The organism is Tabrizicola sp. TH137 (genome assembly GCF_002855575.1).
GTDB lineage: Bacteria > Pseudomonadota > Alphaproteobacteria > Rhodobacterales > Rhodobacteraceae > Paragemmobacter.
On the sequence record NZ_PKRQ01000005.1, the window covers coordinates 339,862 to 363,926 of the forward strand.

At 67.9% G+C, this 24,065-nt stretch carries 23 protein-coding genes; 6 read left to right on the forward strand and 17 right to left on the reverse strand.

The genetic code is table 11. From position 1 onward, the window contains the following. Positions 1–2 precede the first annotated feature (2 nt). Together C0V75_RS16610 and ftsY are read right to left on the reverse strand one after the other, a co-directional pair. Positions 3–902 carry a DMT family transporter gene (locus C0V75_RS16610; RefSeq protein ID WP_101922077.1) on the reverse strand — a complete coding sequence of 300 codons (900 nt, stop codon included), beginning with the start codon at positions 900–902 and terminating at the stop codon, positions 3–5. Next, positions 899–1,948 carry a signal recognition particle-docking protein FtsY gene (gene ftsY / locus C0V75_RS16615; RefSeq protein ID WP_101922078.1) on the reverse strand — a complete coding sequence of 350 codons (1,050 nt, stop codon included), beginning with the start codon at positions 1,946–1,948 and terminating at the stop codon, positions 899–901. Before ftsY ends, C0V75_RS16610 begins: the two co-directional genes overlap by 4 nt. A gap of 319 nt (positions 1,949–2,267) precedes the next feature. On the opposite strand from ftsY, the gene C0V75_RS16620 reads away from it, so the two are divergent. After that, the gene (locus C0V75_RS16620; protein WP_101922079.1) at positions 2,268–3,299 is read left to right on the forward strand and encodes an alkane 1-monooxygenase; all 1,032 of its coding nucleotides are present in this window, start codon (positions 2,268–2,270) and stop codon (positions 3,297–3,299) included. A 53-nt stretch (positions 3,300–3,352) separates the two neighbouring features. Next, on the forward strand, positions 3,353–3,775 hold the full coding sequence (locus C0V75_RS16625) for a hypothetical protein (protein WP_101922080.1): 423 nt from the start codon (positions 3,353–3,355) through the stop codon (positions 3,773–3,775). An 85-nt stretch (positions 3,776–3,860) separates the two neighbouring features. Here C0V75_RS16625 and xseA read toward each other — a convergent pair whose 3' ends face one another. Further along, positions 3,861–5,420, reverse strand: coding sequence for an exodeoxyribonuclease VII large subunit (xseA, locus tag C0V75_RS16630; protein WP_101922132.1), 1,560 nt, complete (start codon positions 5,418–5,420; stop codon positions 3,861–3,863). 260 nt (positions 5,421–5,680) lie between these two features. Between xseA and purD the strand changes: the two genes are divergently transcribed. After that, entirely contained in the window at positions 5,681–6,943 is a 1,263-nt protein-coding gene (gene purD, locus C0V75_RS16635; protein WP_101922081.1) for a phosphoribosylamine--glycine ligase, read from the forward strand. Positions 6,944–6,952: 9 nt separating this feature from the next. Here purD and C0V75_RS16640 read toward each other — a convergent pair whose 3' ends face one another. Further along, the gene (locus C0V75_RS16640; RefSeq protein ID WP_101922082.1) at positions 6,953–8,035 is read right to left on the reverse strand and encodes a PA0069 family radical SAM protein; all 1,083 of its coding nucleotides are present in this window, start codon (positions 8,033–8,035) and stop codon (positions 6,953–6,955) included. A gap of 159 nt (positions 8,036–8,194) precedes the next feature. Between C0V75_RS16640 and C0V75_RS16645 the strand changes: the two genes are divergently transcribed. The 3 genes from C0V75_RS16645 (at position 8,195) to C0V75_RS16650 (ending at position 9,834) form a co-directional block, all read left to right on the forward strand. After that, positions 8,195–8,893, forward strand: a complete 699-nt coding sequence (locus C0V75_RS16645) for a B12-binding domain-containing protein (protein ID WP_101922133.1) — start codon at positions 8,195–8,197, stop codon at positions 8,891–8,893. Positions 8,894–9,013: 120 nt separating this feature from the next. Continuing rightward, positions 9,014–9,172, forward strand: coding sequence for a hypothetical protein (locus tag C0V75_RS23030; protein WP_158241863.1), 159 nt, complete (start codon positions 9,014–9,016; stop codon positions 9,170–9,172). Positions 9,173–9,183: 11 nt separating this feature from the next. Next, the gene (locus C0V75_RS16650) at positions 9,184–9,834 is read left to right on the forward strand and encodes a DUF1638 domain-containing protein (protein ID WP_101922134.1); all 651 of its coding nucleotides are present in this window, start codon (positions 9,184–9,186) and stop codon (positions 9,832–9,834) included. A 75-nt stretch (positions 9,835–9,909) separates the two neighbouring features. Here the strand turns inward: C0V75_RS16650 and C0V75_RS16655 are convergent, their stop codons facing one another. From C0V75_RS16655 to C0V75_RS16715, 13 genes are all read right to left on the reverse strand, one after another. Further along, a complete protein-coding gene (locus tag C0V75_RS16655) occupies positions 9,910–10,065 on the reverse strand; it encodes a DUF3563 domain-containing protein (RefSeq protein WP_101922083.1) in 156 nt (51 codons plus the stop codon). Between the two features lie 145 nt (positions 10,066–10,210). Next, positions 10,211–11,857 carry a DNA repair protein RecN gene (gene recN / locus C0V75_RS16660; RefSeq protein WP_101922084.1) on the reverse strand — a complete coding sequence of 549 codons (1,647 nt, stop codon included), beginning with the start codon at positions 11,855–11,857 and terminating at the stop codon, positions 10,211–10,213. Positions 11,858–11,900: 43 nt separating this feature from the next. Beyond that, entirely contained in the window at positions 11,901–12,737 is an 837-nt protein-coding gene (locus C0V75_RS16665) for an outer membrane protein assembly factor BamD (RefSeq protein WP_101922085.1), read from the reverse strand. A 123-nt stretch (positions 12,738–12,860) separates the two neighbouring features. Continuing rightward, positions 12,861–13,781 (reverse strand): UDP-3-O-acyl-N-acetylglucosamine deacetylase, encoded by a 921-nt coding sequence (gene lpxC / locus C0V75_RS16670; protein WP_101922086.1) that lies wholly within the window; start codon positions 13,779–13,781, stop codon positions 12,861–12,863. 222 nt (positions 13,782–14,003) lie between these two features. Further along, positions 14,004–15,647 carry a cell division protein FtsZ gene (gene ftsZ / locus C0V75_RS16675; RefSeq protein ID WP_101922087.1) on the reverse strand — a complete coding sequence of 548 codons (1,644 nt, stop codon included), beginning with the start codon at positions 15,645–15,647 and terminating at the stop codon, positions 14,004–14,006. Positions 15,648–15,854: 207 nt separating this feature from the next. After that, positions 15,855–17,189 (reverse strand): cell division protein FtsA, encoded by a 1,335-nt coding sequence (ftsA, locus tag C0V75_RS16680; RefSeq protein ID WP_101922088.1) that lies wholly within the window; start codon positions 17,187–17,189, stop codon positions 15,855–15,857. Next, positions 17,186–18,088, reverse strand: coding sequence for a cell division protein FtsQ/DivIB (locus C0V75_RS16685; protein WP_101922089.1), 903 nt, complete (start codon positions 18,086–18,088; stop codon positions 17,186–17,188). The genes ftsA and C0V75_RS16685 overlap by 4 nt, the downstream gene beginning before the upstream one ends. After that, on the reverse strand, positions 18,076–18,996 hold the full coding sequence (locus tag C0V75_RS16690; RefSeq protein WP_173861088.1) for a D-alanine--D-alanine ligase: 921 nt from the start codon (positions 18,994–18,996) through the stop codon (positions 18,076–18,078). The genes C0V75_RS16685 and C0V75_RS16690 overlap by 13 nt, the downstream gene beginning before the upstream one ends. Before the next feature lie 36 nt (positions 18,997–19,032). Further along, entirely contained in the window at positions 19,033–19,962 is a 930-nt protein-coding gene (gene murB / locus C0V75_RS16695) for a UDP-N-acetylmuramate dehydrogenase (protein WP_101922090.1), read from the reverse strand. A gap of 94 nt (positions 19,963–20,056) precedes the next feature. Further along, positions 20,057–20,314: a DUF2484 family protein gene (locus tag C0V75_RS16700; protein WP_101922091.1), complete on the reverse strand. Its 258-nt coding sequence runs from the start codon at positions 20,312–20,314 to the stop codon at positions 20,057–20,059. Then, positions 20,311–21,735: a UDP-N-acetylmuramate--L-alanine ligase gene (gene murC, locus C0V75_RS16705; RefSeq protein WP_101922092.1), complete on the reverse strand. Its 1,425-nt coding sequence runs from the start codon at positions 21,733–21,735 to the stop codon at positions 20,311–20,313. Before murC ends, C0V75_RS16700 begins: the two co-directional genes overlap by 4 nt. Beyond that, entirely contained in the window at positions 21,732–22,829 is a 1,098-nt protein-coding gene (locus C0V75_RS16710; RefSeq protein ID WP_101922093.1) for a glycosyltransferase, read from the reverse strand. The genes murC and C0V75_RS16710 overlap by 4 nt, the downstream gene beginning before the upstream one ends. Continuing rightward, entirely contained in the window at positions 22,829–23,995 is a 1,167-nt protein-coding gene (locus C0V75_RS16715; protein ID WP_101922094.1) for a putative peptidoglycan glycosyltransferase FtsW, read from the reverse strand. Before C0V75_RS16715 ends, C0V75_RS16710 begins: the two co-directional genes overlap by 1 nt. Positions 23,996–24,065 lie beyond the last annotated feature (70 nt).

Genomic DNA, 24,065 nt, shown 5'->3' on the forward strand with positions numbered 1-24,065 from the left:
CCTCACCCCGCCCATTCCATCACCACGGCGCCCGCCGCGATCAATCCCATCAAGGCGGCACGCACCGCGCCCACCTTCTCGCCCAGAACCCACCAGCCGATCAAGGCGGCGAATACGGTCGAGGTTTCGCGCAACACCGCCGCCTCCCCCACCTTGTCCAGCCGCGTCGCTAGCATGATCGACCCGAAAGAAGCATAGGCCACGAAGGCCCCCATCACCCCCCGCCGGAACAGCGGCACCGCCTCGGCCCGGTTCAGCCGCAGCATCCGCCGCGCCATCAGCGCCGGGAACAGCGCCCCGTCGATCATGAAGAACCAGGCCAGAAAGGTAAACGGGTCCGCCGTCGCCCGGATGCCATAGGCGTCATAGGTGGTGTAAAGCGCAACGAAGGCCCCGGTCACCACCGCCAGCCCCAGCGCCGGCACCAGCGTTTCGCGGTCCACCTCCACATGCCGCAGGTTCCAGGCCGCCAGCCCGAAGATGCCCGCCATCAGGATGCCGACACCCGCCCATTGCCCCGCGCCATAGGTCTCGCCAAAGACGATCCCCGCCCCGATCACCGCAAAGAACGGCCCCGTCCCCCGCACCACCGGATAGACCACCGTATAGGCCCCCCGGTCATAGGCCATCGCCTGCAACAGCTTGTAAGCGGCATGGATGACAAAGGCCCCGGCAAAGATCGCCCACATATGCGGCTCCGGCCAGGGCACCACGAAAAGCGCGAAGGGAATGGCGATCACCCCGTAACACAGGTCGATCACCGCCCGTGACATCCACGGATCATGCCGCCCCTTCTGCAACGCCCCGAACAGCGCATGCAGCACCGCCGCCAGCAGGGCCAGCGCCAGCGCCAGATCGCGCCCCGCCTCGGTCCCTTCCAGCGAGATCAGCCAGCCGCTCACTCCTGCCCGACCAGCGCCTTCGCGAAATCCTCGGGGTCGAACGGGGCCAGATCGTCGATCTGCTCCCCCACCCCGATCGCATGGATGGGCAGCCCGAACCGGTCCGCCAGCGCCACCAGCACGCCGCCCTTGGCCGTGCCGTCAAGCTTCGTCATCACCAGCCCCGTCACATCCGCAATCTTGCGGAAAATCTCCACCTGGCTCAGCGCGTTCTGCCCCGTCGTCGCATCCAGCACCAAAAGCGTGTTATGCGGCGCGGTCGCATCCACCTTGCGGATCACCCGCACGATCTTGGCCAGTTCCTCCATCAGGTCCTGCCGGTTCTGCAACCGCCCCGCCGTGTCGATCAGCAGAAGATCCGCCCCCTGCTCCTGCGCCTTTGTCAGCGCATCGAAGGCCAACGAGGCCGGGTCCGATCCTTCCGGCGCCGTCAGCACCGGCACCCCGGCCCGCTGCCCCCAGATCTGCAACTGCTCCACCGCCGCCGCGCGGAAGGTGTCGCCCGCCGCGATCACGACCGATTTCCCCGCCGCCTTGAACTGGCTGGCCAGCTTCCCGATGGTCGTTGTCTTGCCCGACCCGTTCACCCCCACCACCAGCACGACCTGCGGCCGCTTGGGGTAAAGCGGCAAGGGCCGCGCCACGGGCTCCATGATCCGCGCCACCTCACCCGCCAGCGCCGCCTTCAGCTCGCGGGTAGAGATGCGCTTTCCAAACCGCCCCTCGGCGATATTGGCCGTGACGCGTGTCGCCGTCTCCACCCCCATATCGGCCTGGATCAGCACCTCTTCCAGGCTTTCCAGCATGGCGTCATCGACCAGCCGCCGGGGTTCCTCCGCCGCGGCACCGCCGCCGAACAGCCGCCCCAGAAGCCCCGGCTTCGTCGCCTCCGGCTCCGCCCGCGCGGCCGTCTCCGCCGCAGGCGCATCCGCAGCAGGCGGCGCCTCCGCCGCCCCGCCCTCTTCCGCGACCAGCGCCTCCAGCCCCTCGCCGATCTTGTCGGAAGACCGGAACATCCGGTCGCGCAGTTTCTTGAAGAAGGACATGCCGCCCCTTTCCGCCAATGGCCTTCCCGTCACCTAATCCCTTCCGCCCTTGAACGGAAGTCCCGACAAACACCCCCCTCTCGCCCCCACCCGGCCCCAGGCGCTGAAAGCGCCCCGTCAACCCCGCCTCTTCACCTTGGCCCAAATACTCAACCGCACCTTCTCCACCCCCAACCACGCCCGATCCCCCGACCACCACCCGTAGGGCGGCGGTCTCCCCGCCCCCCCCCACAGAAACCGCGACAAAGCCCCGCATGACGCACCCCGCCGCCGATGCTACTTTCCCTGCGTCATGAGTAGCACCCCGTCCCCCCTTCCCATGGCCGCCTTCGCCGCGGCGACCCTGGCCCCGCTGCCGTTGCTCGCTCTGGGCGGCCTTCACGGCGGCCCCTGGCTCTGGGCCGGGCTGCTCTACATGGGGCTCCTGTCCCTCCTCCTCGACCAGCTTCTCCCCCTCGTGGACCGCGGCGCAGCCGAAGGATCGGAATTCCCGGCCGCCGACGCCCTGCTGGCCATCCTCGGCCTGCTCGCCCTCGCCTTGCCACCGCTGGCCCTTCTCGGCGCCACCAACCCCCTACTTTCGCTGACGGAAAAGGCCGCCCTCGTCTTCACCACCGGCCTCTGGCTGGGCCAGATCGCGCATCCCACCGCGCATGAGCTGATCCACCGCGCCCGCCGTGCCCAGGTCCGGCTCGGCATCGCGGTCTATGCCTGGATGCTGATCGGCCATCACGCCTCCAGCCACCGCCTCGTCCATCACCGCCATGTCGCCACCCCAGCCGATCCCGCCTCGGCCCCCAAAGGGCGGGGCTTCTGGCGCTACCTCCCCCGCGCCGCCTGGGGCGGCTTCCGCGCCGGGCTGCGGGCCGAGAACGACCTCCGCCGCCGCAGCGCCCATCCCGGCCCGCATCCCTACCTCCTCTATGCGCTGATCTCGGCCACCGCCCTCACCCTCGCCGCCAGCCTCGCCGGTCCGGCAGGCATCGCCCTCTGGCTGCTGATCGCAGCCCATGCCCAGCTCCAGATCCACCTCTCAGACTATATCCAGCATTACGGCCTGACCCGCGCGGTCCAACCGGACGGGCGTCCCGAACCGGTGACGGCCCGCCATTCCTGGAACAGCGCACATTGGTTCTCCGCCGCGCTCCTCCTGAACGCCCCGCGCCATTCCGACCACCACACCCATCCCGCGCGCCCCTACCCGGCCCTGCGCCTGCCCGAGGATGCCCCCCGCCTGCCCTGGCCCCTGCCGCTTGCCGCCGCCATAGCCCTGGTCCCGCCGCTCTGGCACCGGCTGATGAAACCCCATCTCGCCCGGCTTGACGCAGGCCCGCCCCGCCCTCCGGCGTGACTGGCCAAATCCCTTCCGATCTGGCATGGTCGCGCCCGATCAAGGAACCCGTCATGCTTCGTCCCTACCGTCTTGCCCTCTGCCTCCTCCTCGCCGCCGGCCCCGGCCTTGCCGAAACCGCCCGCCCCGTGGCCGACGCCCCCCTCTCCGCCGCCGAGTTCGAGGCCTATGCGACAGGCAAGACCCTGTCCTATGCACAGGACGGGATGGTCTGGGGATCGGAACAATATCTTCCCGGCCGCAAGGTGATCTGGGCCTTCACCGAAGATGATTGCCAATACGGCCACTGGTTCGAGGATCAGGGCAATATCTGCTTCGTCTATGAGGAAGACCCCGAAGCGCAATGCTGGCGCTTCTTCCGCGAAGCCACCGGCCTGCGCGCCATCTTCATGGGCGCGGATGGCGGCACCTCGCTGTCGGAAGTGGCACAAAGCACGACACCGCTCAACTGCCCGGGCCCCGAGGTCGGCGTGTAACCCTTCAAATTTCTTCGAAGAAATTTGCAACAATCTTCCAAGATTTTTGACCGCCGCAGGCGGCATCTCCGCAAAGGAGGCTGGGTCAGAACAGGCTCCCCTGCTCCGGCCCCTCGCCCGGCTTCTTCGCCTTGGGCCGCGCCCCCAGCGCCATCCGCCCATCCGCGAATTCGATCTCGATTGCCGCCGCCCGCTCCGCCGCCGCCTTCGAGGTGACCACCGCCCCATCGCCCCGCACCACGGCAAAGCCGCGCTTCAGCGTCTCGGCATAGCCCAGCGTCACCCGCGTCCGGTCCAGCGCCTCCAGCCGCTGATCCAGCCGCGCGAAGCGCGCATCCACCGCCGCCTCCAGACGTTCGGCATAATCCGCCAGCTTGCCCCGCCCGTCCCTCACCTTGCGCTCCGCATCTCCGACGATGCGCGCCAGGGACGGCTCCAGTCGCCCGGCCAACCCGTCCAGCCGCGCCCGCAACCGCTCGGCCCGGCGCTCCGCCACGCCGTCCAGCCGCGCCACCCGCTCGCCCAGATCGCGGCGCCGATGCGCCACCAGCCCCAAGAGCAGTTCCGGCCGCACCAGCCCCGCCCGCGCCTCGAAGACCCGCCGCTTCCGCGCCGCCGCCATCCCCAGCCCCGCGCCCAGCCGCCCGGCCCAGAGGTCCAGCCGCTGCGCCGGTCCCTGCACCAGCGCCTCCGCCCGCGGCAGGGCGCGGCCCAGATCGCGCAGCCTCTGCCCGCGCAGGCCGACGCCCGCCACCACCGCCCGCACCGCCCGCGCGCCGAACCCATCGACCTGCGCCAGCAGCTCCATCCGCACCGGCACCGCCATTTCCGCCGCCGCCGTGGGCGTGGGCGCGCGCCGGTCTGCGGCAAAGTCGATCAGCGTCGTATCCGTCTCATGCCCCACGGCGGAAATCAGCGGGATGCGCGACGCCGCCGCCGCCCTGACCACGATCTCCTCGTTGAAGCCCCAAAGATCCTCCAGCGACCCGCCGCCCCGCGCCACGATGATCAGGTCCGGCCGCGGCACCGGCCCGCCGGGTTCGATCGCGTTGAAGCCCCGGATCGCCGCCGACACCTCCGGCGCGCAGGCCTGCCCCTGCACCGCCACCGGCCAGATCAGCACATGGCGCGGAAAGCGGTCGCGCAGCCGATGCAGGATATCCCGGATCACCGCGCCCGAGGGCGAGGTCACCACCCCGATCACCCCCGGCAGATAGGGGATCGGCTTCTTCCGCTCCTGATCGAACAACCCCTCCGCCGCCAGCGCCGCCCGCCGCTTCTCCAGCATCGCCATCAGGGCGCCCGCCCCGGCAGGGGCCACATCCTCGACGATCAGCTGATATTTCGACTGTCCCGGAAAGGTGGTCATCCGGCCCGTGGCCACGACCTCCATCCCCTCTTCCGGGCGCACCTGCATCCGGGCCACCTGCCCCTTCCAGGAAATCGCCGCAATCACGCTGCGATCATCCTTCAGGTCAAAGTAAAGATGCCCCGAGGCAGGCCGCGACACGCGCCCCACCTCGCCCCGCACCCGGACAAGGCCGAACTCCCCCTCGATCACCCGCTTCACCGCGCCGGACAGTTCCGACACGGTATATTCCGGCTGATTGCCCTGCGGGGCGGGGGCATCCTCGAACAGGTCCATGCGCATCTCCATGATCCGCCCCGACATTAGGTCGCCCGAGGCCCGAAGGAAACCGCCCCAAAGGCGATTTGTGACGCACAAATCCCAGCGGAATTTGACGCAAATTCCGCCCCCACCCCGCGCGCCCTCCCCATCCGATTTTTGCGTGCAAAAATCGTCGCGAAATCTGCGTCAGATTTCGCCCCCCGCGCCCACCCCGCTTGCACCGCATCCCCACCCCCCCTATAGCCCAGCCCAAGGCAGCGAAGGGGGCGGCACCCATGAACATCCTCATCCTCGGCAGCGGCGGGCGCGAACATGCTCTCGCCTGGGCGATCAAGCAGAACCCCAAGACCGACCGCCTCATCGTCGCCCCCGGCAATGCCGGCATCGCGCTTCTCGCCGAATGCGCCGATATCGACATCCTGAACGGCCAGACCGTCGTCACCTTCTGCGAGGAAAACGCCATCGACTTCGTCGTGATCGGCCCCGAAGCGCCCCTCGCCGCAGGCGTGGCCGATGCCACCCGCGCCGCGGGCATCCTCACCTTCGGCCCCTCCGCAGCGGCGGCGAAACTCGAAGCCTCCAAATCCTTCACCAAGGAAATCTGCGACGCCTGCGCCGCCCCCACCGCCGCCTGGGCCCGCTTCACCGAGGCCGCCCCCGCCCGCGATTACGTCCGCAATGAGGGCGCCCCCATCGTGGTCAAGGCCGATGGCCTCGCCGCAGGCAAGGGCGTCATCGTCGCCATGACGGTGGACGAGGCCCTCGCCGCCATCGACGACATGTTCGGCGGCGAATTCGGGCAGGCCGGGGCCGAAGTGGTGATCGAGGAATTCATGCAGGGCGAAGAGGCCTCCTTCTTCATCCTGACCGACGGCACCAACGCCCTGCCCATCGGCACCGCGCAGGATCACAAGCGGGTGGGCGATGGCGATACCGGCCCCAACACGGGCGGCATGGGCGCCTATTCCCCCGCCCCGGTCCTGACCGATGCCATCGCGGCGCAGGCGATGGTGGAAATCGTCCTTCCCACCATCCGCGAAATGGCCCGGCGCGGCACGCCCTATCAGGGCGTCCTCTATGCCGGTCTGATGATCGACAAGGGCCGCGCCCGCCTCGTCGAATACAACGCCCGCTTCGGCGACCCGGAATGTCAGGTCCTGATGATGCGGCTCGGCGCGCAGGCGCTTGACCTGCTGCTGGCCTGCGCCGAAGGCCGCCTCGATCAGGCGCAGGTCCATTGGGCCGAGGATCACGCCCTGACCGTCGTCATGGCGACGAAAGGCTATCCCGGCAGCTACCCCAAGGGCAGCACCATCCGCGGCCTCGACGCGCTGCCCGAAACCTCCTCCCAGATGGTCTTCCACGCAGGCACCACGGCAAAGGACGGCACCATCACCGCCACCGGGGGCCGCGTCCTGAACGTCACCGCCCGTGGCGCGACCCTGGCCGAGGCGCAGCAGAAGGCCTATGCCATGGTCGATGCCATCGACTGGCCCGAAGGCTTCTGCCGCCGCGATATCGGCTGGCGGGCGCTGTAATCCCACGCCCTAGAACAGCGCCAACTGATCCCCCGGCAGGACCGGGGGCCGGAACAGATCACAGCGGAGCGGCGGCAGCGCCTCCGAAAGCCCCAGCCGCGCCACGGCCTTGGCAAACCGCGCCGCGATCAGATCGGCAAACAGCCCCTCACCCCGCATCCGCTTGCCCCATTCGGCATCGTAGTCCTTCCCGCCCCGCGCCTCCCTCACCCGCGCCATCACCTTCGCCGCCCGCCCCGGCTCTGCCCGCGCCAGCCAATCGCGCCACAGCCCCGCCACCTCCAGCGGCAGGCGCAGCATGATCCAGGACGCCCCCACCGCCCCCGCATCCCGCGCGGCCGCCAATATCCCCTCCAGCTCATGATCCGTCAGCCCCGGGATCACCGGCGACACCATCACCCGCACCGGCACCCCCGCCGCCGCCAGCCGCCGGATCACCTCCAGCCGCCGCGCGGGCAGTGCCGCCCGCGGTTCCATCCGCCGCGACAGGCCCGCATCCAGCGTGGTGACCGACACCCCCACCCGCAACAGCCCCTTCGCCGCCATCGGCGCCAGAAGATCAAGGTCCCGCTCGATCAGCGTCCCCTTGGTCGTGATCGCCAGCGGATGGTCGCAGCCCGCCAGCACCTCCACCACCTCGCGCATCACGCGCCACTCCGCCTCGCAGGGCTGATAGGGGTCCGTATTCGTCCCGATGGCGATGGGCGCCACGCGATAGGCCTTCGCCCGCAACTCCCGCGCCAGCACCGCCCCGATGCCCGGCCGCGCGATCAGCTTCGTCTCGAAATCCAGCCCCGGCGACAGGTTCAGATAGGCATGGGTCGGCCGCGCGAAACAATAGATGCAGCCATGCTCGCAGCCCCGATAGGGGTTGACCGACCGGTCAAAGGGCAGGTCCGGCGACCGGTTCCAGCTCAGCGCCGACCGCGCGCGCTCCACCCGCACCTCCGTCCGGATCAGCCGCTCCTCCCCCGGCTCCCAGCCATCGGCAACCCCCTCCACCACATGCGCCTCGAACCGCCCCGCCACATTGGACAAGGCTCCCCGCGCCCGCAGCCGCCGCCCCGGCACTATCCCGTCACCCTCCGCCATGGTGCAAATCTAGAACATAACAGGAACATTCGCCACCCTTATTTCACCCGCGACCCCTTGCTGTCGGCTTTCATCCGGGGCATGTCGCAATCCGAAAAGTCCACATGACGCTTTCAGCCCATGCAGACTGCGAACGCTTATCCCGAAGGGACCGCCCCCATGGCCGACGAAGACGAGATCATCCTTTCCGAACTCTCCGACGACGAACTCGTCCTGCAAATGCATGACGACCTCTATGACGGCCTGAAGGAAGAGATCGAGGAAGGCGTCAACATCCTCATCGAACGCGGCTGGGCACCCTATGACGTGCTGACCAAGGCGCTCGTCGCGGGCATGACCATCGTCGGCAACGACTTCCGCGACGGCATCCTCTTCGTGCCGGAAGTCCTGCTCTCGGCGAACGCGATGAAGGCCGGGATGTTCATCCTCAAGCCGCTCCTGGCCGAAACCGGCGCGCCGCGCATGGGCAAGATGGTCATCGGCACGGTCAAGGGCGACATCCACGACATCGGCAAGAACCTCGTCGCCATGATGATGGAAGGCGCGGGCTTCGAAGTGGTCGATCTCGGCATCAACAACGCCGTCGAGAAATATCTCGAAGCGCTGGAAACCGAAAAGCCCGATATCCTCGGCATGTCGGCCCTCCTGACCACCACAATGCCCTATATGAAGGTCGTGATCGACACGATGAAGGAAAAGGGCCTGCGCGACGATTACATCGTCCTCGTCGGCGGCGCGCCGCTGAACGAGGAATTCGGCCGCGCCATCGGCGCCGATGCCTATTGCCGCGATGCCGCCGTGGCGGTGGAAACCGCCAAGCAATTCGTCGCCCGCAAGCACAACCAGATCGGCGCCTGACGCGCTTCCCCCTCCCCCGCCCGGCGGGGGAGGGCCGGGACCACCACGATCACCCTTCCGCGACAGGCCCTTGGCAAGCGCAGCGCGCCGCGCCATCTTGATCGGGAAAGGATGCTGCCCATGATGCCGCTCACCCATTTCCTCATGCTGATCGCCTTCGTGATCCTCGCCGCCGGGGCCACGATCGGCCTTGCCGTCTGGGCCGACCTTCCGCTCGTCGCGCTCGGCCTGGCCGCGCTGGCGGGCAGCCTGATCCTCGGCGCGCGCCAGTGGCGCTGACCGTGGCGCCGATGCCCGGCCCCGCGCTTCCCGACGACGACACCCTCACCGAACAGGGCCTTCCCCCCGCCGCCCAGGGCCGCATCCTGCTCATCGCCTGCGGGGCGCTGGCGCATGAGATCCTCGCGCTGAAACGCGCCAATGGCTGGGACCATCTCGATCTGCAATGCCTGCCCGCCAATCTCCACCTCTGGCCCGACCGCATCCCCGCGGCGGTGGAACAGGCCGTCACCGAACATCGCGCCGCCTATGACCGGCTCTTCATCGTCTATGCCGATTGCGGCACGGGCGGCCTCTTGCAGCAGAAGTGCAAGGAACTGGGCGTCGAAATGGTCGAAGGCCCGCATTGCTATTCGTTCTTTGAAGGCAACGCCGCCTTCGCCGCCAAGGCGGAAGAGGAATTCACAGCCTTCTACCTGACCGATTTCCTCGTCCGGCAATTTGATGCCTTCGTCTGGCGCCCCATGGGCCTCGACCGGCACCCGGAACTCCGCGACATGTATTTCGGCAATTACACCAAGCTCGTCTATCAGGCCCAGACCGACGACCCCGCGCTGGATGCCAAGGCCCGCGCCTGCGCCGCCCGCCTCGGCCTCGCCTATGAACGCCGCTTCACCGGCTATGGCGACCTGACCACGGCGCTGGCCACCCTGACCCCCTGAAAAGACGAAAGCCGCCCCGAACCGGGACGGCAAGCCGTAGGGTGCGTGCTCGCACGCACCAACCCCAAGGATGGGTTACATTCCCATGTTCCGGAACATCCCGCGGTCGATCTGCCGCTGGCGGAACTCCAGGTCCACGCGGTTGGCTGCGCCGTTCAGATACTCCCGCTCCAGCTCTTCCACGCTGGGAAGGTGAAAGGCCCGGACGAATTTCTTCACTTGCTCGAACATCTTACTGTCTCCTTCTTCCGATGACCGAAAGATAGGATGCTGCGACGCAGCATAGTAGATGCCGCAATGCAAAGGCCGCCATGCATCAGGCGCAAAGCTCATCACTAAAACGCATAGGAAACCATCCGTCGCGCGCGAAATACGCTCAGGCCGACAGCAAAGCCCGCGCCGCCTGCCGCGCGGCATCCGTGACCGTATCCCCGGCCAGCATCCGCGCCACTTCCTCCACCCGCTCGGCTTCCGAAAGCGGCGTCACGGTGGACAGCGTCACATCGCCCGCCACCCGCTTCTCCACCCGCCAATGCGCCCCACCCAGCGCCGCCACCTGCGGCGAATGGGTCACGACCAGAACCTGACACCCCTCCGCCAGCGCCTTCAGCCGCCGCCCCACCGCATCCGCCGTGGCCCCGCCCACGCCCCTGTCGATCTCGTCAAAGATCATGGTCAGCCCCGGCGCATCCCCCGTCAGACAGACCTTCAGCGCCAGCAGGAACCGGCTCAACTCCCCGCCCGATGCGATCCGGTTCAACGGCCCCGACGGCGCGCCCGGATTGGTCGCCACGGTGAAGGTCACCGCATCCACCCCCTCCGGCCCCGGCTCACCCGGCGCGACCTCGGTCGCAAAGACCGCGCGTTCCATCTTCAGCGGCGCCAGTTCCGCCGCCATGGCCGCATCCAGCCGCGCCGCCGCCGCCTTGCGCGCCGCGCTCAGGCGGGCCGCCTCGGCCGCATAGGCCGCCTCGGCCTGCACCACCTCCTTGGCGCGAACGGCAATTCCCGCCTCGCCACTGTCCAGTGCCGCCAGCCGCGCCCGCAACTCGCCCGCCAGAACGCCCAGTTCATCCGCCAGCACGCCATGCTTGCGCGCCATCGCCCGGATCGCGAACAGCCGTTCCTCCAGCGCCTCCAGGTCCGACGGGTTGAAATCCAGCGCCGCAAGGCACTCCTCCACCCCCTGCTGCGCCTCGCCCAACTCGATCAGCGCCCGGTCCAGCGCCGCCAGCGCCCCTTCCAGCCGCCCCTCGGCCCGCTCCGCCGCCCCGTCCAGCCAGCGGACAGCGTCGCGCATCATCCCCTCCGCCCCCTGCTCCGACAGCGCCTGATGCGCCCGCGCGATGTCGGCGCGGATCTTCTCCGCCGCCTGCATCATCCGCCGCCGCGCATCCAGCGCGGCCTCCTCGCCCGGCTCCGGGTTCAACCGATCCAGTTCCGCCACCGCGTGCCGCAGGAAATCCTCTTCCTTCCGCGCCGCCGCCAGCGCCGCCTCGGCCTCGGCCAGGGCCCCCCGCGCCACCGCCTGCGCCCGCCACGCGGCGCGACAGGCGGCAAGGTCCAGCCCCGCAAAGGCATCCAGCAGCGCCCGATGCCCGCGCGGGTTCAACAGCCCCCGGTCATCATGCTGCCCATGCAGTTCCACCAGCGTCTCCGACAGGTCCCGCAACACCTCGCCCGATACCCGGCGGTCATTGACCCAGGCCGTCTTGCGCCCATCCACCGTATTGACGCGGCGCAGGATGACCTCGCCCTCCTCGACCTCGATCCCCGCCGCCTCCAGCACCGCCCGACCCGCATGGCCCGGCGCCAGATCGAAGACCGCCGTCACGCTGCCCTGCTCGGCCCCCTGCCGCACCAGTTCCGCCCGCCCGCGCCAACCCAGCACGAAACCCAGCGCATCCAGCAGGATCGACTTGCCCGCCCCGGTCTCGCCGGTCAGAACGTTCAGACCCGGCCGGAACTCAAGGTCCAGCCGGTCAATGATCAGCACATCCCGGATTTCGAGCGTCCGCAGCACGCGCCAGCCGTAGGATGGGCGATCCGCCCATCCCCCCCAAAGGTTACAACCACTCGCCCTTGATCATCTGGCGATAGACGGCCCGCAGCCAGCTATCGCCCACCGCCTCGGGGTTCAGACCCCGGCCCTTCAGCAGACGGAAACTGTCATCATAGAAGGGCGAAGACTGGTAGTTATACCCAAGGATCGCCCCCGCCGTCTGCGCCTCCTGCGTGAAGCCCAGCGCCAGATAGGCCTCCACCAGTCGGTGCAGCGCCTCCGCCGTATGCGTCGTGGTCTGGAAATCCTGCACCACGCTGCGGAACCGGTTGATCGCCGCCGTGTAATTCCCGCGCCGCAGGTAATAGCGCCCGATCTCCATCTCCTTGCCGGCCAGATGGTCGAAGGCCAGCTCGAATTTCAGCATGGCCGAACGGGCATAATCGCTGTCGGGATAGGTCTCGATGACGTCGCGCATCCCCTGCAACGCCTGGAAGGTCACGCCCTGATCGCGGCCCACATCGTCGATCTGGTCATAATAGCTCAGCGCCATCAGATAGAGCGCATAGGGCGCATCCTCGTCGCCCGGATAGAAGTCCAGGTAGCGCTGCGCCGCCGCCCGTGCCTCTTCGTATTTCTTCGCCTTGTGATAGCCGAAGGCCTGCATGATCAGCGCGCGCTTGGCCACCTGCGAATAGGGGTAAAGACGCTCCACTTCCTGGAAATAGCGGATCGCATCATCCGGGCGGCGCGACGATTCCAGCCGCAGCTCACCCATCTTGTAGATTTCCTCGGCGGTATAGCTGTCCAGCGGACGTTCCTGCTGGCCGCCACATGCCGCAAGGCCAAAGGCAAGCAGCATCACGCCCAGGAAACGCGCGCCCGACTTCACGACTGCCATCTTCCGCCTACCCCACGTGAGTCCTTGAACGCCGCAGGCCCGCCCGCAGCGCCGGTGTTGTTGCAGTCGTCCTAGCACAGAAAAATCCGGGGCGCAAAACGGCTTTCGCGTCGGCGCGCGGGGTCAGGCCCGGCTCGGCAAATCCGCCGCATGCACGCCGATCCCCGGCAGCTTCCGGCCCGCCGACCCGCCGACCTCGACCTCGGTCCAGGCATCCCGATCGGCAAACAGCGCCCGCAGCAGCCGATTGGTCAGCGCATGACCCGCCCGCATCCCGGTATAGCGTCCCAGGATCGGCGCCCCCGCCAGCGCCAGATCACCCATGGCATCCAGCATCTTGTGCCGCACCGGCTCATCCTGGTGGCGCAGCCCGCCCGGGCTCAGCACGCGGTCCTCGTCGAAGACCACCGCATTCTCATAGGTGCCGCCAAGGGCCAGCCCATTGGCACGCATCGCATCCACATCCACCTGACGGCAGAAGGTGCGGCTGTCCGAAAGCTCGCGCACGAAGGCCCCGTTGGCAAGGTTCAGCCGCTTCACCTGCCGCCCGATGGCCGGCACGTCGAAATCAATCTCGAAACTCATCTCCAACGTATCGGCCGGCTCCAGCCGCGCCCAAGCCTCGCCCTCACGCACTTCCACGGGCTTCAGCACACGGATCGCCATGACCGGCGCATCCTGCGCCTCGGTCCCGGCCGCAAGAAAGGCCTCGACGAAAGGCACCGACGACCCGTCAAGGATCGGCACTTCCGGCCCGTCGATCTCGATCCGCGCATTGTGGACGGCACAACCCGCCAGCGCCGCCATCACATGCTCGATGGTGGAAACCGACACGCCCGCCGCATTCGCAATCAGGGTGCAGAGCTTCGACGGCACCACCGCGTCCCATGTCGCAGGCACCCGCGCCTCCGGCCCGGCCACATCCGTCCGCAGGAAGACGATCCCATGCCCCGCCGGAGCCGGATTCACGACCATGCGCACCGGCGCGCCGCCATGCAGGCCAAGCCCGGTAAAGGTCACGGACGATGTCAGGGTCTGTTGCACGTCAGGTCTTTCCAGATCACTCTTTCACCCGCCGGTCAGATCCGGCACAGGCAAGGCGAAGCCCCCACGGTTCCGCGCCTTTTAGCTAATTTGCTGCACCTGCGAACTCAACTCACTCTTTGTGACGAAGTGTGACAGGGGCTGAAACAATGCAAACCATTGATCCAAAAGAAAAAGCCCGGGCTTTTCTGCCCGGGCTTCTTCATCTTGTGACTGCTCGTTTCAGTTCGCCTGACGCCGCAGGAAGGCCGGAATCTCGATCCGTTCCTGATCCGCGCTCATCTCCGGCTCGTCGTCATAGCCCTGCACCTGCGGCTGGGCGCGCTGCGGCTGCGCCTCGGCCTGGCCGCCGCCCGCCATGCGGTTGATCAGCGACCCGATCCCGAAACGCGGGCGCGGGGCCTCGGCGGCGGGTTTCGCCGGCGGGGTGCTGACGCGCGGCTGCGCCGCCATCGGGCGCTGCGCCGGGGCGGCGCCGGGCGACTTGCTGACCGCGGCCTGAAGCCGGGCAATGGCTTCGGGCGACGGGGTTCCCGGCGCACGCGGGCGCGGGGCCACGAAGGCCGCCGCATCCTGATCCACCGAAGTCGGCGCCGGGCGCGGCTGCGCCACTGGCTGCGGGCGATAGGCCGGGGGCGGCAGATCGTCCATCGCCTCATCCTCGGGCATTGCCTCGAAAGCGGGCGCCGCATCAAAGAGCGACGGGGCCGCCGCCGCCGGGGCCACGGCCACCGGCTCGGCCATCGGCATCGGCGCGGGTTGCGGCACAGGCGCCGGCTGCGGCGCGGGGGCCACGGCCTGCACCGTCACCGGCACCTCGCGGCGCGGCTCCGGCGCATGGGCCAGCGGGGCCGCCATGCTGCGCCGCGCCACCGGCGCCTCCTGCTTGGCCGACCGGGTCACGTCGATGCCGGTCGCCACGACCGACACGCGGATCGCGCCGCCCATGCTTTCATCCAGCGTGGAGCCAACGATGATATTCGCGTCCGGGTCCACCTTCTCGCGGATGATGTTCGCCGCCTCGTCCAGTTCGAACAGCGTCAGGTCATAGCCGCCGGTGATGTTGATCAGCACGCCCTTGGCGCCGTTCAGCGAAATCTCGTCCAGCAGCGGGTTGGCGATGGCCTTCTCGGCCGCCTGCACCGCGCGATCCTCGCCGGTCGCCTCGCCCGTGCCCATCATCGCCTTGCCCATCTCGTCCATCACTGCGCGCACATCGGCGAAGTCGAGGTTGATCAGGCCCGGCCGCACCATCAGGTCCGTCACGCCCTTGACGCCCTGGTACAGCACGTCATCAGCCATGGCGAAGGCTTCGGTAAAGGTGGTCCGCTCGTTCGCCAGACGGAACAGGTTCTGGTTCGGAATGATGATCAGCGTATCGACAACCTTCTGAAGGGCTTCGATGCCCTCCTCGGCCTGCTTCATCCGCTTCGCGCCCTCGAACTGGAAGGGCTTGGTCACCACACCCACAGTCAGCACGCCCAGCTCGCGCGCCGCCTGCGCGATGATCGGCGCCGCACCCGTCCCGGTGCCGCCCCCCATCCCGGCGGTGATGAAACACATATGCGCCCCGGCCAGATGATCCACGATCTCCTCGATCGTCTCTTCCGCCGCCGCCGCGCCCACCGTCGGCCGCGCCCCTGCGCCCAGCCCCTCGGTCACCTTCAGCCCCATTTGGATGCGCGCATGTGCCCGGCTGTGCTTCAGCGCCTGCGCATCCGTGTTGGCGACAACGAACTCGACCCCTTCGAGGTTCTTGTCGATCATGTTGTTGACGGCGTTGCCACCCGCACCACCAACACCAAAGACGGTGATCCGCGGCTTCAGCTCATCCTGCTGCGAGGTCATCATGAGGTTCAGGGTCATTGCCACTCCGCCTGCTGTTCGTTGTGCCGCCGTCTTTTGCCGTCCGGCTGTTATTCGCGCCTGTCCCGGGCGCAGGAATCCGAATTTATCCACGATTCTATCCACAAGGTCGCCTCAGGTCACGCGAAAAACGCAAAAACACCACAAAATATGGGGAAACGGCCGCCTCAATAAGCGGGATTTCGCCACAGACACAGCATCTTGACCTTACCAGTTGTCCTTGAACCATTTGAAGGCCCGCTTCAGCGACCGCGCGGGATAGCGCTCACTCGGAATCTCGAAGTCCCACCATTCATCCTGCGGATGAGCGGCAAAGAGGCACAGCCCCACCGCGCTGGCAAAGGCCGCGCCCGTGGCCGCCTGCGGCAGGCCCTGCACCCGCAGCGGACGGCCCAGCCGCACCTGCTGGCCCAGAATGCGCGCAGCCAGCCCGTCAAGGCCGGGGATCTGGCTTCCGCCCCCGGTCAGCACGATCTGCTGGCTCGGCAGATGGTCAAACCCCGCCGCATCCAGCCGCGCCCGCGCCTCTTCCAGAATCTCCTCGACCCGCGGCCGCATGATCCCGATCAGTTCCGTCCGGCTGATCTGGCGGCGGTCCTTTTCCCAGTCACCGCTCTCCCCGCCGATCTCGATCATCTCGCGGTCGTCCATGCTGGTGGCATGAATGCCGCCATGCTTGGTCTTGATCTTCTCCGCCACCGCCAGCGGGATCTGCAAGCCCTTGGAGATGTCCGAGGTCACATGATCCCCGCCCATCCGCACGGAGTCGGCATAGATCATGTGCTTCTTCATGAAGATGGAAATGCCCGTGGACCCGCCGCCCATGTCGATGCAGGCCGCGCCCAGTTCCTGCTCATCCTCCACCAGCGAGGAGATCCCCGACACATAGGCCGAAGACGCAATCCCGGCCAGTTCCAGGTCACAGCGCTTGATGCAATAGAGCAGGTTCTGCACCACCGACCCATCGACGGACAGAAGATGCATGTCGCAGGCCAGCCGGTTGCCGATCTGCCCGCGCGGATCGCCCAGCCCCGTCCGATGGTCCAGTGCGAAATTCACCGGCTGCGCATGCAGCACCTCGCGCCCCGGCCCCAGGTCCGGCACATCGCAGGCCGCCAGCACCCGTGCCACATCCTGCTCCGTCACCACCGAATCCTGAAGGTCCCATTCGCCTGCCAGCCCATAGCTGCGCGGCTCGGCCCCGCTGAAACAGGCGATCACATGGTCCACCCGCACATTGGCCATCTTCTGCGCCGCCTGCACCGCCGTCCGGATCGCGCGCTCCGTCTCGTTCATCACGGAAATCTCGCCAAAGCGCACCCCGCGCGACCGCGTCGTCGCCGCCCCGATCACCCGGAACGAGGACTGCCCCGCCATCGGCCCCACGCCTTCCACCTCGCGCAGCCGCTCGGGCCCGTCAAACCGCAGGATCAGACAAGCGATCTTCGTCGTCCCGACATCCAGCACCGCCACCACGCCGCGCTGCATCGCCGCCCGCCGCATATGCCGCATCGCCCGCTGGGATTCGTAAAGACCTGTCATAGTTCGCTCCCGCTCACATCAATGCCCATCGCCTTGCGGTGCTCGTTCAGCGCAAATGGCGCCAGCCGCAGGGTGGGTCTCTTGTCATTCCTCAGATCGACGCTCAGCACGTCGCGCGCCAGCAGGTCTTCCGCCCGGTCCAGCGCGATCAGCCGTTCCATCGCCGCCACCGCGTCCCGCTCCGGCAGCAGGATGCGCTGGTTGCGGTCCAGGATCAGGTCCCAGCGCCGCTCGCCCATCCGCACCAAACCCCGCACCCGCGGCAGGATCGGCTGCGCCGCCGCAAAGATCTCCAGCGCCTCGCCCGTCGCCTGATCCGCGCCCTCGCCCGCGATCAGCGGCAGGTCGGGCCGGTCCGTCCGCGCCGCCAGCCCCGCCACGCGGTTCCCCGCCTCGTCGAGCATCTCCAGCCGCTCGCCCACGCGCCACAGCACGACGGGCATCCGTTCGGTGATCCGCACCTGCAACACGCCGCCCGACCGCACCCGCAATTCGGCCTGCGCCACGGCGTCCAGTTCCTCCACCCGCGCCTGCACGGCGGCAAGGTCGATATCAAAGGACGACAGCGGCAGCTTCAGCCCCAGCCGCGCCCGGATCGCCTCGGCCAGTTCCGGCGAGGCGCCATCCACCGAAACCAGCTTCACCATGAATTCCGGCCGGTTCTGGAACTTCTCCTTCAGCTCGGTGAACGTGCCCAGCAGCGCCGCCCGCCGCCCCTCATCCCCGGCATAAAGCCCGACAGCGGCGGCGATCAGGAACACCGGCAGACCCACCCGCGCCAGCACCCGGAAATAGGGCGTCAGCCACAGCCGCTGCATCTTGTATTGCCATTTCGTCGGCGCCGGGTCACGGCGCGCCGCACGGGCCTGAAGGCGCGGCTCGGATCTCAGCGGTTGCATGACGCATCCTCCACGATCCAGCGGCACAGCTCCGGAAAGCTCATCCCCACCTGCCCCGCCTGTTCCGGGCTCAACGAGGTGGGCGTCATCCCCGGCTGGGTATTCGTCTCCAGCAGGATCAGCCCGTCGATCCCCCGCGCCTCGTCCCAGCGGAAATCGGTCCGGCTCAGGCCCCGGCAGCCCAGCGCCCGATGCGCCCGCAGCGCATAGTCGAGGCAGGCATCGGTGATCTCCTGCGGCACCTCGGCAGGCACCACATGGCGGCTCCCGCCCGGCTTGTATTTCGCGTCATAGTCATACCAGCCATCGGTCAGGATATCTGTCACGCAGAGCGCCCGGTCGCCCAGCACCGAAACCGTCAGTTCCCGCCCCGGAACATAGGCCTCCACCATCACCGTGGCCGGCATCTCGGCGGCCAGCCGCGGCGCGTTCGATCCGGGATGCACGATATAGACCCCGACCGAAGACCCTTCCGCCACCGGCTTCACCACGTAAGGCGCGGGCATCACATGCCCCGCCTCCACCTCTTCGCGCGGCACCACCACGCTCTCCACGATGGGCAGCCCCGCCGCGCGATAGGCGTCCTTGGCCCGCTGCTTGTCCATCGCCAGCGACGAGGCCAGGACCCCGGAATGCGTATAGGGAATGCGCAGCCATTCCAGCATCCCCTGCACGCAGCCATCCTCGCCCCAGCGGCCATGCAGGGCGTTGAAACAGACGTCGGGGGAAATCTCCGTCAGGCGCGCAGCCAGATCGAGGCCGCAATCGACCTCGACAACCTCATATCCCGCCTCGCGCAATGCCTTGGCGCATTCGCGCCCTGAAACGAGAGAGACCTCCCGCTCTGCGGAAAGCCCACCCTTCAACACCGCCACAAGGGGGACGCTTCTGCCCGAACCGCCCGCCATTTCGCCTCAAACCCGGGTCTTGCGCCCGATTTTTCATTATTCCGCCGTCAGTTCACCGACGCGCATGATTTCCCATTCTAACGTGATCCCGCTGTGTTGGAAAACCCTTTTTCGCACCTCTTCGCCCAATCCTTCCAGATCGGCCGCCGTCGCGCCGCCCGCATTGATCAGGAAATTGGAATGCATCTCGCTCATCTGCGCGCCGCCCCGCCGTGCGCCGCGCATGCCCGCGCCGTCGATCACCTTCCAGGCCTTCAACTCATGCGTATCATCCGCCCGCCCCGTCGAGGACCGCCCCAGCGGATTGCGGAAGGTCGACCCCGCGCTGCGCTCCTTCGTGGGCTGGCTCGCATCGCGCTTGGCGATCTGCTCGGCCATCTTCGCCTCCAGCGCGGCAGGCTCCCCCGCCCCCGCCCGGAAGGTGGCCTCGATGATGACCCATCCCTCCGGCAGCGTCGATTGCCGATAGCGCAACTCCAGGTCCGCCGCCGGGATCGTCACGACATCCCCGGCCCGCGTCACCGCCCGGACCGAGATCAGGTGATCCGCCACATAGGACCCGTAGCAACCCGCATTCATCCGCACCGCGCCGCCGATGCTGCCGGGGATCGTGCGCAGGAAGGTCAGGTCCAGCCCCGCCTCCGCCGCCTTCCGCGCCACATGCGCATCCAGCGCCGCCGCCCCCGCCGTCACCCGGTCCCCTTCGACCGAAATCCCGTTGAACCCCCGCCCCAGCCGGATCACCACCGCCCGTATCCCGCCATCCCGCACGATCAGGTTCGACCCGACCCCCATCGGAAAGACCGTCACCGCAGGGTCAAGGTCGCGCAGGAAAGCCGCCAGATCGGCCTCATCCGCAGGCTGGAACAGCGCATCCGCCGGCCCGCCCACCCGCAGCCATGTCAGATCGGCCAAGGGCCGCTGCTCGGTCAGGGTGCCACGGGGATGGGGAAGATGCTGCGCCATGCCGCTTCGTAGCCGCCCGCGCCCCCCGAATGCAAGCCGTGGCGGCAACCGGCAGGCCGATACCCCGCGCCACCGCAAAGGTCCGCCCCGGCCACTACTCCGCCGGTTCCGCACCCTTCCGGCGCAGCCAGCGCACCAGATAGATCACCGGCCAGCGCAGCACGCTCGTCCCCGCCGCCAGCACCACCATCCCCCAGATCGGCCCAGCCGTCCAGGTCACCCAGCCCAGGATCGGTATCCCCACGATGATCAGGGCGAAGGCCCGCCGCCAATGGTTGTTGCGGCTCGGCAGCATCGCCGCCACATTCGCCACGATCAGCCAGACAAAGGCCGCGATCAGCGCCCAGTTCATGCCGCCGCTCCCATCAACCGCCCCGGCAGGTTGTTCGCCCAGGCGGAGATCGTCCCCGCGCCCAGACAGACCACCATATCGCCGGGCCGCGCCTGTTCCTTCACCAGACGCGCCAGATCGGCCTCGTCCGTGATCCCCCGCGCATGCCGATGCCCATGGGCGATCAGGCCGGAAATCAGGTCATCCCGGCTTGCCCCCGGAATGGGGTCCTCGCCCGCCGCATAGACCTCGGCAATCGCCACCACATCCGCCTCGTTGAAGCAGGTGCAGAACTCCTCGAACAGGCTGCTCAGCCGGGTATAGCGATGCGGCTGATGCACCGCGATGATCCGCGCGCCGGGCGTGCCCGCCACCGCCTGCCGCGCCGCCTTCAGCACGGCGGCAATCTCCACCGGGTGATGGCCGTAATCGTCGATGATGGTGACGCCATTCACCTCACCCACCCGCGTGAACCGCCGGTTCACCCCGCCAAATCCCGCCAACGCCTCGCGGATCTCGTCCTTCTTCATCCCCAGATGCCGCGCCACGGCAATCGCCGACAGCGCGTTGGACACGTTATGATCCCCCGGCATCGGCAAGGTGCAGCCCTCGATCATCGCATCCTCCCCCTCGTTCTGAAGAAGAACGTCGAAATGGGCCTTTCCATTCCGATAAGAAAGATTGACCGCCCGCACATCCGCCTGCGCGTTGAAACCAAAGGTCACGATCCGCCGATCCGTCACCTTGCCCACCAGCGCCTGCACCTCCGGGTGATCGGTGCAGCAGACGGCAAGCCCGTAGAAGGGAATGTTCGACACGAAATCGAGGAACCCTTTCCGCAGCGCGTCGAAGGATCCCCAATGTTCCATATGCTCGGGGTCGATATTGGTCACGATGGCGATGGTCGCAGGCAGGCGGTTGAAGGACCCGTCGCTCTCATCCGCCTCCACCACCATCCACTCGCCCGCCCCGGCCCGCGCATTCGATCCATAGGCATGGATCACGCCCCCGTTGATGACCGTCGGGTCAAACCCGCCCTTGTCCAGAAGCGTCGCCACCATCGTCGTCGTGGTCGTCTTCCCATGCGTCCCGGCAATCGCGATATTCGACCGCAGCCGCATCAGCTCGGCCAGCATCTCGGCCCGCCGCACCACCGGCAGCTTGCGCCGCCGCGCCTCTTCCAGTTCCGGGTTCCCCTTCTTGATGGCCGAGGAAATCACCACCACCGCCGCCTCCCCGATATTCTCGGCCCGCTGCCCCTCGAAGAAGACCGCGCCCAGACCCACCAGCCGATCGGTGATCTTGCTGGCCTTGCTGTCCGACCCCTGCACCCGATAGCCCAGCGTCATCAGAACCTCGGCAATCCCCGACATCCCGATCCCGCCGATCCCCACGAAATGGATCGGACCCAGTTCCCCCGGAAGCTTCGTCGCCGCGTTCATCGTGAAATTCCCTTCGCCAAATCCTCGACCAGCGCCACAAGCCGCTCGGTCGCATCGGGGCGCCCCTGCCCCAGCGCATGCTGCGCCATCGCCACCGCCGCATCGGGCGAGGCCAGGATCGACCCCAATTGCGCGCAGAGCGTCGCAGGGTCAAGCAGCTTTTCCGGAATAAGGACCGCTGCCCCCGCGTCAACCAGCCCGCGCGCATTGGCCGTCTGGTGATCTCCCGTCGCCTGCGCGAAGGGGATCAGCACCGAAGGCCGCCCGATCACGCTGATATCCGCCACCGAGGACGCGCCCGACCGGCTCACCACCAGTTGCGCCTCCGAAAGCCTGCGGGGGATATCGCGGAAGAAGGGCTCCACCTCCGCCATGATCCCCGCCGCCTCATAGGCGGCGACGACCCGCGCCATATCCTCTTCCCGCGCCTGCTGCGCCACGCGCAGATAGCGCCTGATGCCCTCAGGCAGCGCCGCCACCGCCGCAGGCACCACATCCGACAGCACCCTCGCCCCCTGCGATCCCCCGATGACCAGCAGGCTCATGGGATAGTCGCCCGGCGGAATATACCCCGCCGCCGCCCGTTCCAGCACCGCCGCCCGCACCGGATTGCCGGTATGGATGCCCTCCACGCCCGCGGGCAGGTCTGTGGGCCATGTCCCGCAGGCCACCTTGTCCACCCGCCGCGCGAAAAGCCGGTTCACCCGGCCCAGCACGCCATTCTGTTCATGGATCATCCGGGGCCGCCGCAGCACCCAGGCCGCCGCCAGCGCCGGGATCGTGGGATAGCCGCCAAAGCCCACCACCACCGCAGGCCGGTCCCGCAGCATCCCCCAGATGGCCGCGACCACACCGCCCAGAATGCGGAACGGCACCGCCAGCTTGGCCGCCACCCCGCCCCGCGCAAAGGTGGCGCTCGCCACCTGCTCCACTGCCACCACATGCGGAAACCCGCCGGTATAGCGCGCGCCCCGCGCATCGGTAGACAGCTTCACCCGCCAGCCCTTGCGCACCATCGCCTCGGCCAGGGCTTGGGCAGGGAACATGTGCCCCCCCGTCCCCCCCGCCGCGATCAACAGCAAGGGCCCCGCCATCAGCGCCCTCCGCGCCCGAAGATGTCGCCCATCGTCCCCTGCGGCCGCGCCCGCGTCATCGCCAGCAGCGCGCCCACCGTGATCCCCGCCGCGATGACCGAAGACCCGCCATAGCTCACGAAGGGCAGCGTCATCCCCTTCGCGGGCAGCAGCCGCACCGCCACCCCCATGTTGATCATCGCCTGCACGCCGAAGATGCAGGCCAGCCCCGTCCCCGCCAGCCGGATGAACGGGTCCCGCTCCTTCGTCAGCCGCATCAACGACCGCACCACCACCGTCGTATAAAGCGCGATGATCAGCAGGACGAGGACAAGGCCATATTCCTCCGCCGCCACCGCGATGATGAAATCGGTATGGGCATCGGGCAGCGACCATTTCACCTGCCCCGCCCCCACGCCCACGCCGAAGAACCCGCCCTCCTGGATGGCATTCGTGGCATAGCCAAGCTGCGTGCGCGGGTCCACATCGGGCGTCAGGAACCCGTCGATCCGGCGCGCGAAATGCTCGCTGCTCTCATAGGCGGCAAAGCCCCCCACCGCGACCATCCCGACCACGATGGCGATCAGGGTCATCGGCGCCCCCGCCACGAAATAGACCACACCCCAGCCGAACAGAACCAGCGCCGCCTGCCCGAAATCCGGCTGCATCGCCAGCAGCGCCACGATGGCCATGCAGATGACAAAGCTCACCGATTTTCCCGGCGGCCCGTTCAGATCGAAACTCGCCGCCATCAGCCAGGCCACGACAAGGATGAAGGCGGGCTTCAGGAATTCCGACGGCTGCACCGACGCAAAGCCAAGCGAGAACCACCGCACCGCCCCCTTGCCGAAATCCGTCCCCACGAAGGGCAGCAGGCACAGCGCGATGAAGGCCAGCACAAAGCCAAGGATGCCAAGCCGCCGCACCATGGCCGGGCTCATCATCGACACGCCCACCATCACCGCCAGCGCGACACCGCCGAAAAACGCCTGCCGCTGCACATAGAAGAAGGGCTCCAGCCCGTTCCGGCTTGCCAGAGGCACGCTCGCCGCCAGACCAAGCAGCAGCCCGATCCCGAACAGGATCAGGATGCAGGTCATCGACCATTTGTCGATCGTCCGCCACCAACGGGGAAGAACAGGCTCCGTCACCCGTGAGGGCATGGAGCCATAGACCATCTCAGTCATGGATGAACCGCCTGTCGCCTGCACTGCTCGATGCCCGTTTCTCCGGGCTTGGGCGAAAGTCTAGCCGACT

Excerpts from the sequence above, each read along its gene's own strand:
- ftsY (WP_101922078.1), bottom strand. The coding sequence starts at position 1,948 with ATGTCCTTCTTCAAGAAACTGCGCGACCGGATGTTCCGGTCTTCCGAC.
- C0V75_RS16715 (WP_101922094.1), bottom strand. The coding sequence starts at position 23,995 with ATGACTGAGATGGTCTATGGCTCCATGCCCTCACGGGTGACGGAGCCT.
- C0V75_RS16685 (WP_101922089.1), bottom strand. The coding sequence starts at position 18,088 with ATGCAACCGCTGAGATCCGAGCCGCGCCTTCAGGCCCGTGCGGCGCGC.
- ftsA (WP_101922088.1), bottom strand. The coding sequence starts at position 17,189 with ATGACAGGTCTTTACGAATCCCAGCGGGCGATGCGGCATATGCGGCGG.
- xseA (WP_101922132.1), bottom strand. The coding sequence starts at position 5,420 with ATGGACCTGTTCGAGGATGCCCCCGCCCCGCAGGGCAATCAGCCGGAA.
- C0V75_RS23030 (WP_158241863.1), top strand. The coding sequence starts at position 9,014 with ATGATGCCGCTCACCCATTTCCTCATGCTGATCGCCTTCGTGATCCTC.
- C0V75_RS16710 (WP_101922093.1), bottom strand. The coding sequence starts at position 22,829 with ATGGCGGGGCCCTTGCTGTTGATCGCGGCGGGGGGGACGGGGGGGCAC.
- C0V75_RS16640 (WP_101922082.1), bottom strand. The coding sequence starts at position 8,035 with ATGGCGGAGGGTGACGGGATAGTGCCGGGGCGGCGGCTGCGGGCGCGG.
- C0V75_RS16690 (WP_173861088.1), bottom strand. The coding sequence starts at position 18,996 with ATGGCGGGCGGTTCGGGCAGAAGCGTCCCCCTTGTGGCGGTGTTGAAG.
- C0V75_RS16700 (WP_101922091.1), bottom strand. The coding sequence starts at position 20,314 with ATGAACTGGGCGCTGATCGCGGCCTTTGTCTGGCTGATCGTGGCGAAT.
- ftsZ (WP_101922087.1), bottom strand. The coding sequence starts at position 15,647 with ATGACCCTGAACCTCATGATGACCTCGCAGCAGGATGAGCTGAAGCCG.
- C0V75_RS16620 (WP_101922079.1), top strand. The coding sequence starts at position 2,268 with ATGGCCGCCTTCGCCGCGGCGACCCTGGCCCCGCTGCCGTTGCTCGCT.
- murB (WP_101922090.1), bottom strand. The coding sequence starts at position 19,962 with ATGGCGCAGCATCTTCCCCATCCCCGTGGCACCCTGACCGAGCAGCGG.
- C0V75_RS16665 (WP_101922085.1), bottom strand. The coding sequence starts at position 12,737 with ATGGCAGTCGTGAAGTCGGGCGCGCGTTTCCTGGGCGTGATGCTGCTT.
- purD (WP_101922081.1), top strand. The coding sequence starts at position 5,681 with ATGAACATCCTCATCCTCGGCAGCGGCGGGCGCGAACATGCTCTCGCC.
- C0V75_RS16625 (WP_101922080.1), top strand. The coding sequence starts at position 3,353 with ATGCTTCGTCCCTACCGTCTTGCCCTCTGCCTCCTCCTCGCCGCCGGC.
- murC (WP_101922092.1), bottom strand. The coding sequence starts at position 21,735 with ATGAACGCGGCGACGAAGCTTCCGGGGGAACTGGGTCCGATCCATTTC.
- C0V75_RS16645 (WP_101922133.1), top strand. The coding sequence starts at position 8,195 with ATGGCCGACGAAGACGAGATCATCCTTTCCGAACTCTCCGACGACGAA.
- C0V75_RS16655 (WP_101922083.1), bottom strand. The coding sequence starts at position 10,065 with ATGTTCGAGCAAGTGAAGAAATTCGTCCGGGCCTTTCACCTTCCCAGC.
- C0V75_RS16650 (WP_101922134.1), top strand. The coding sequence starts at position 9,184 with ATGCCCGGCCCCGCGCTTCCCGACGACGACACCCTCACCGAACAGGGC.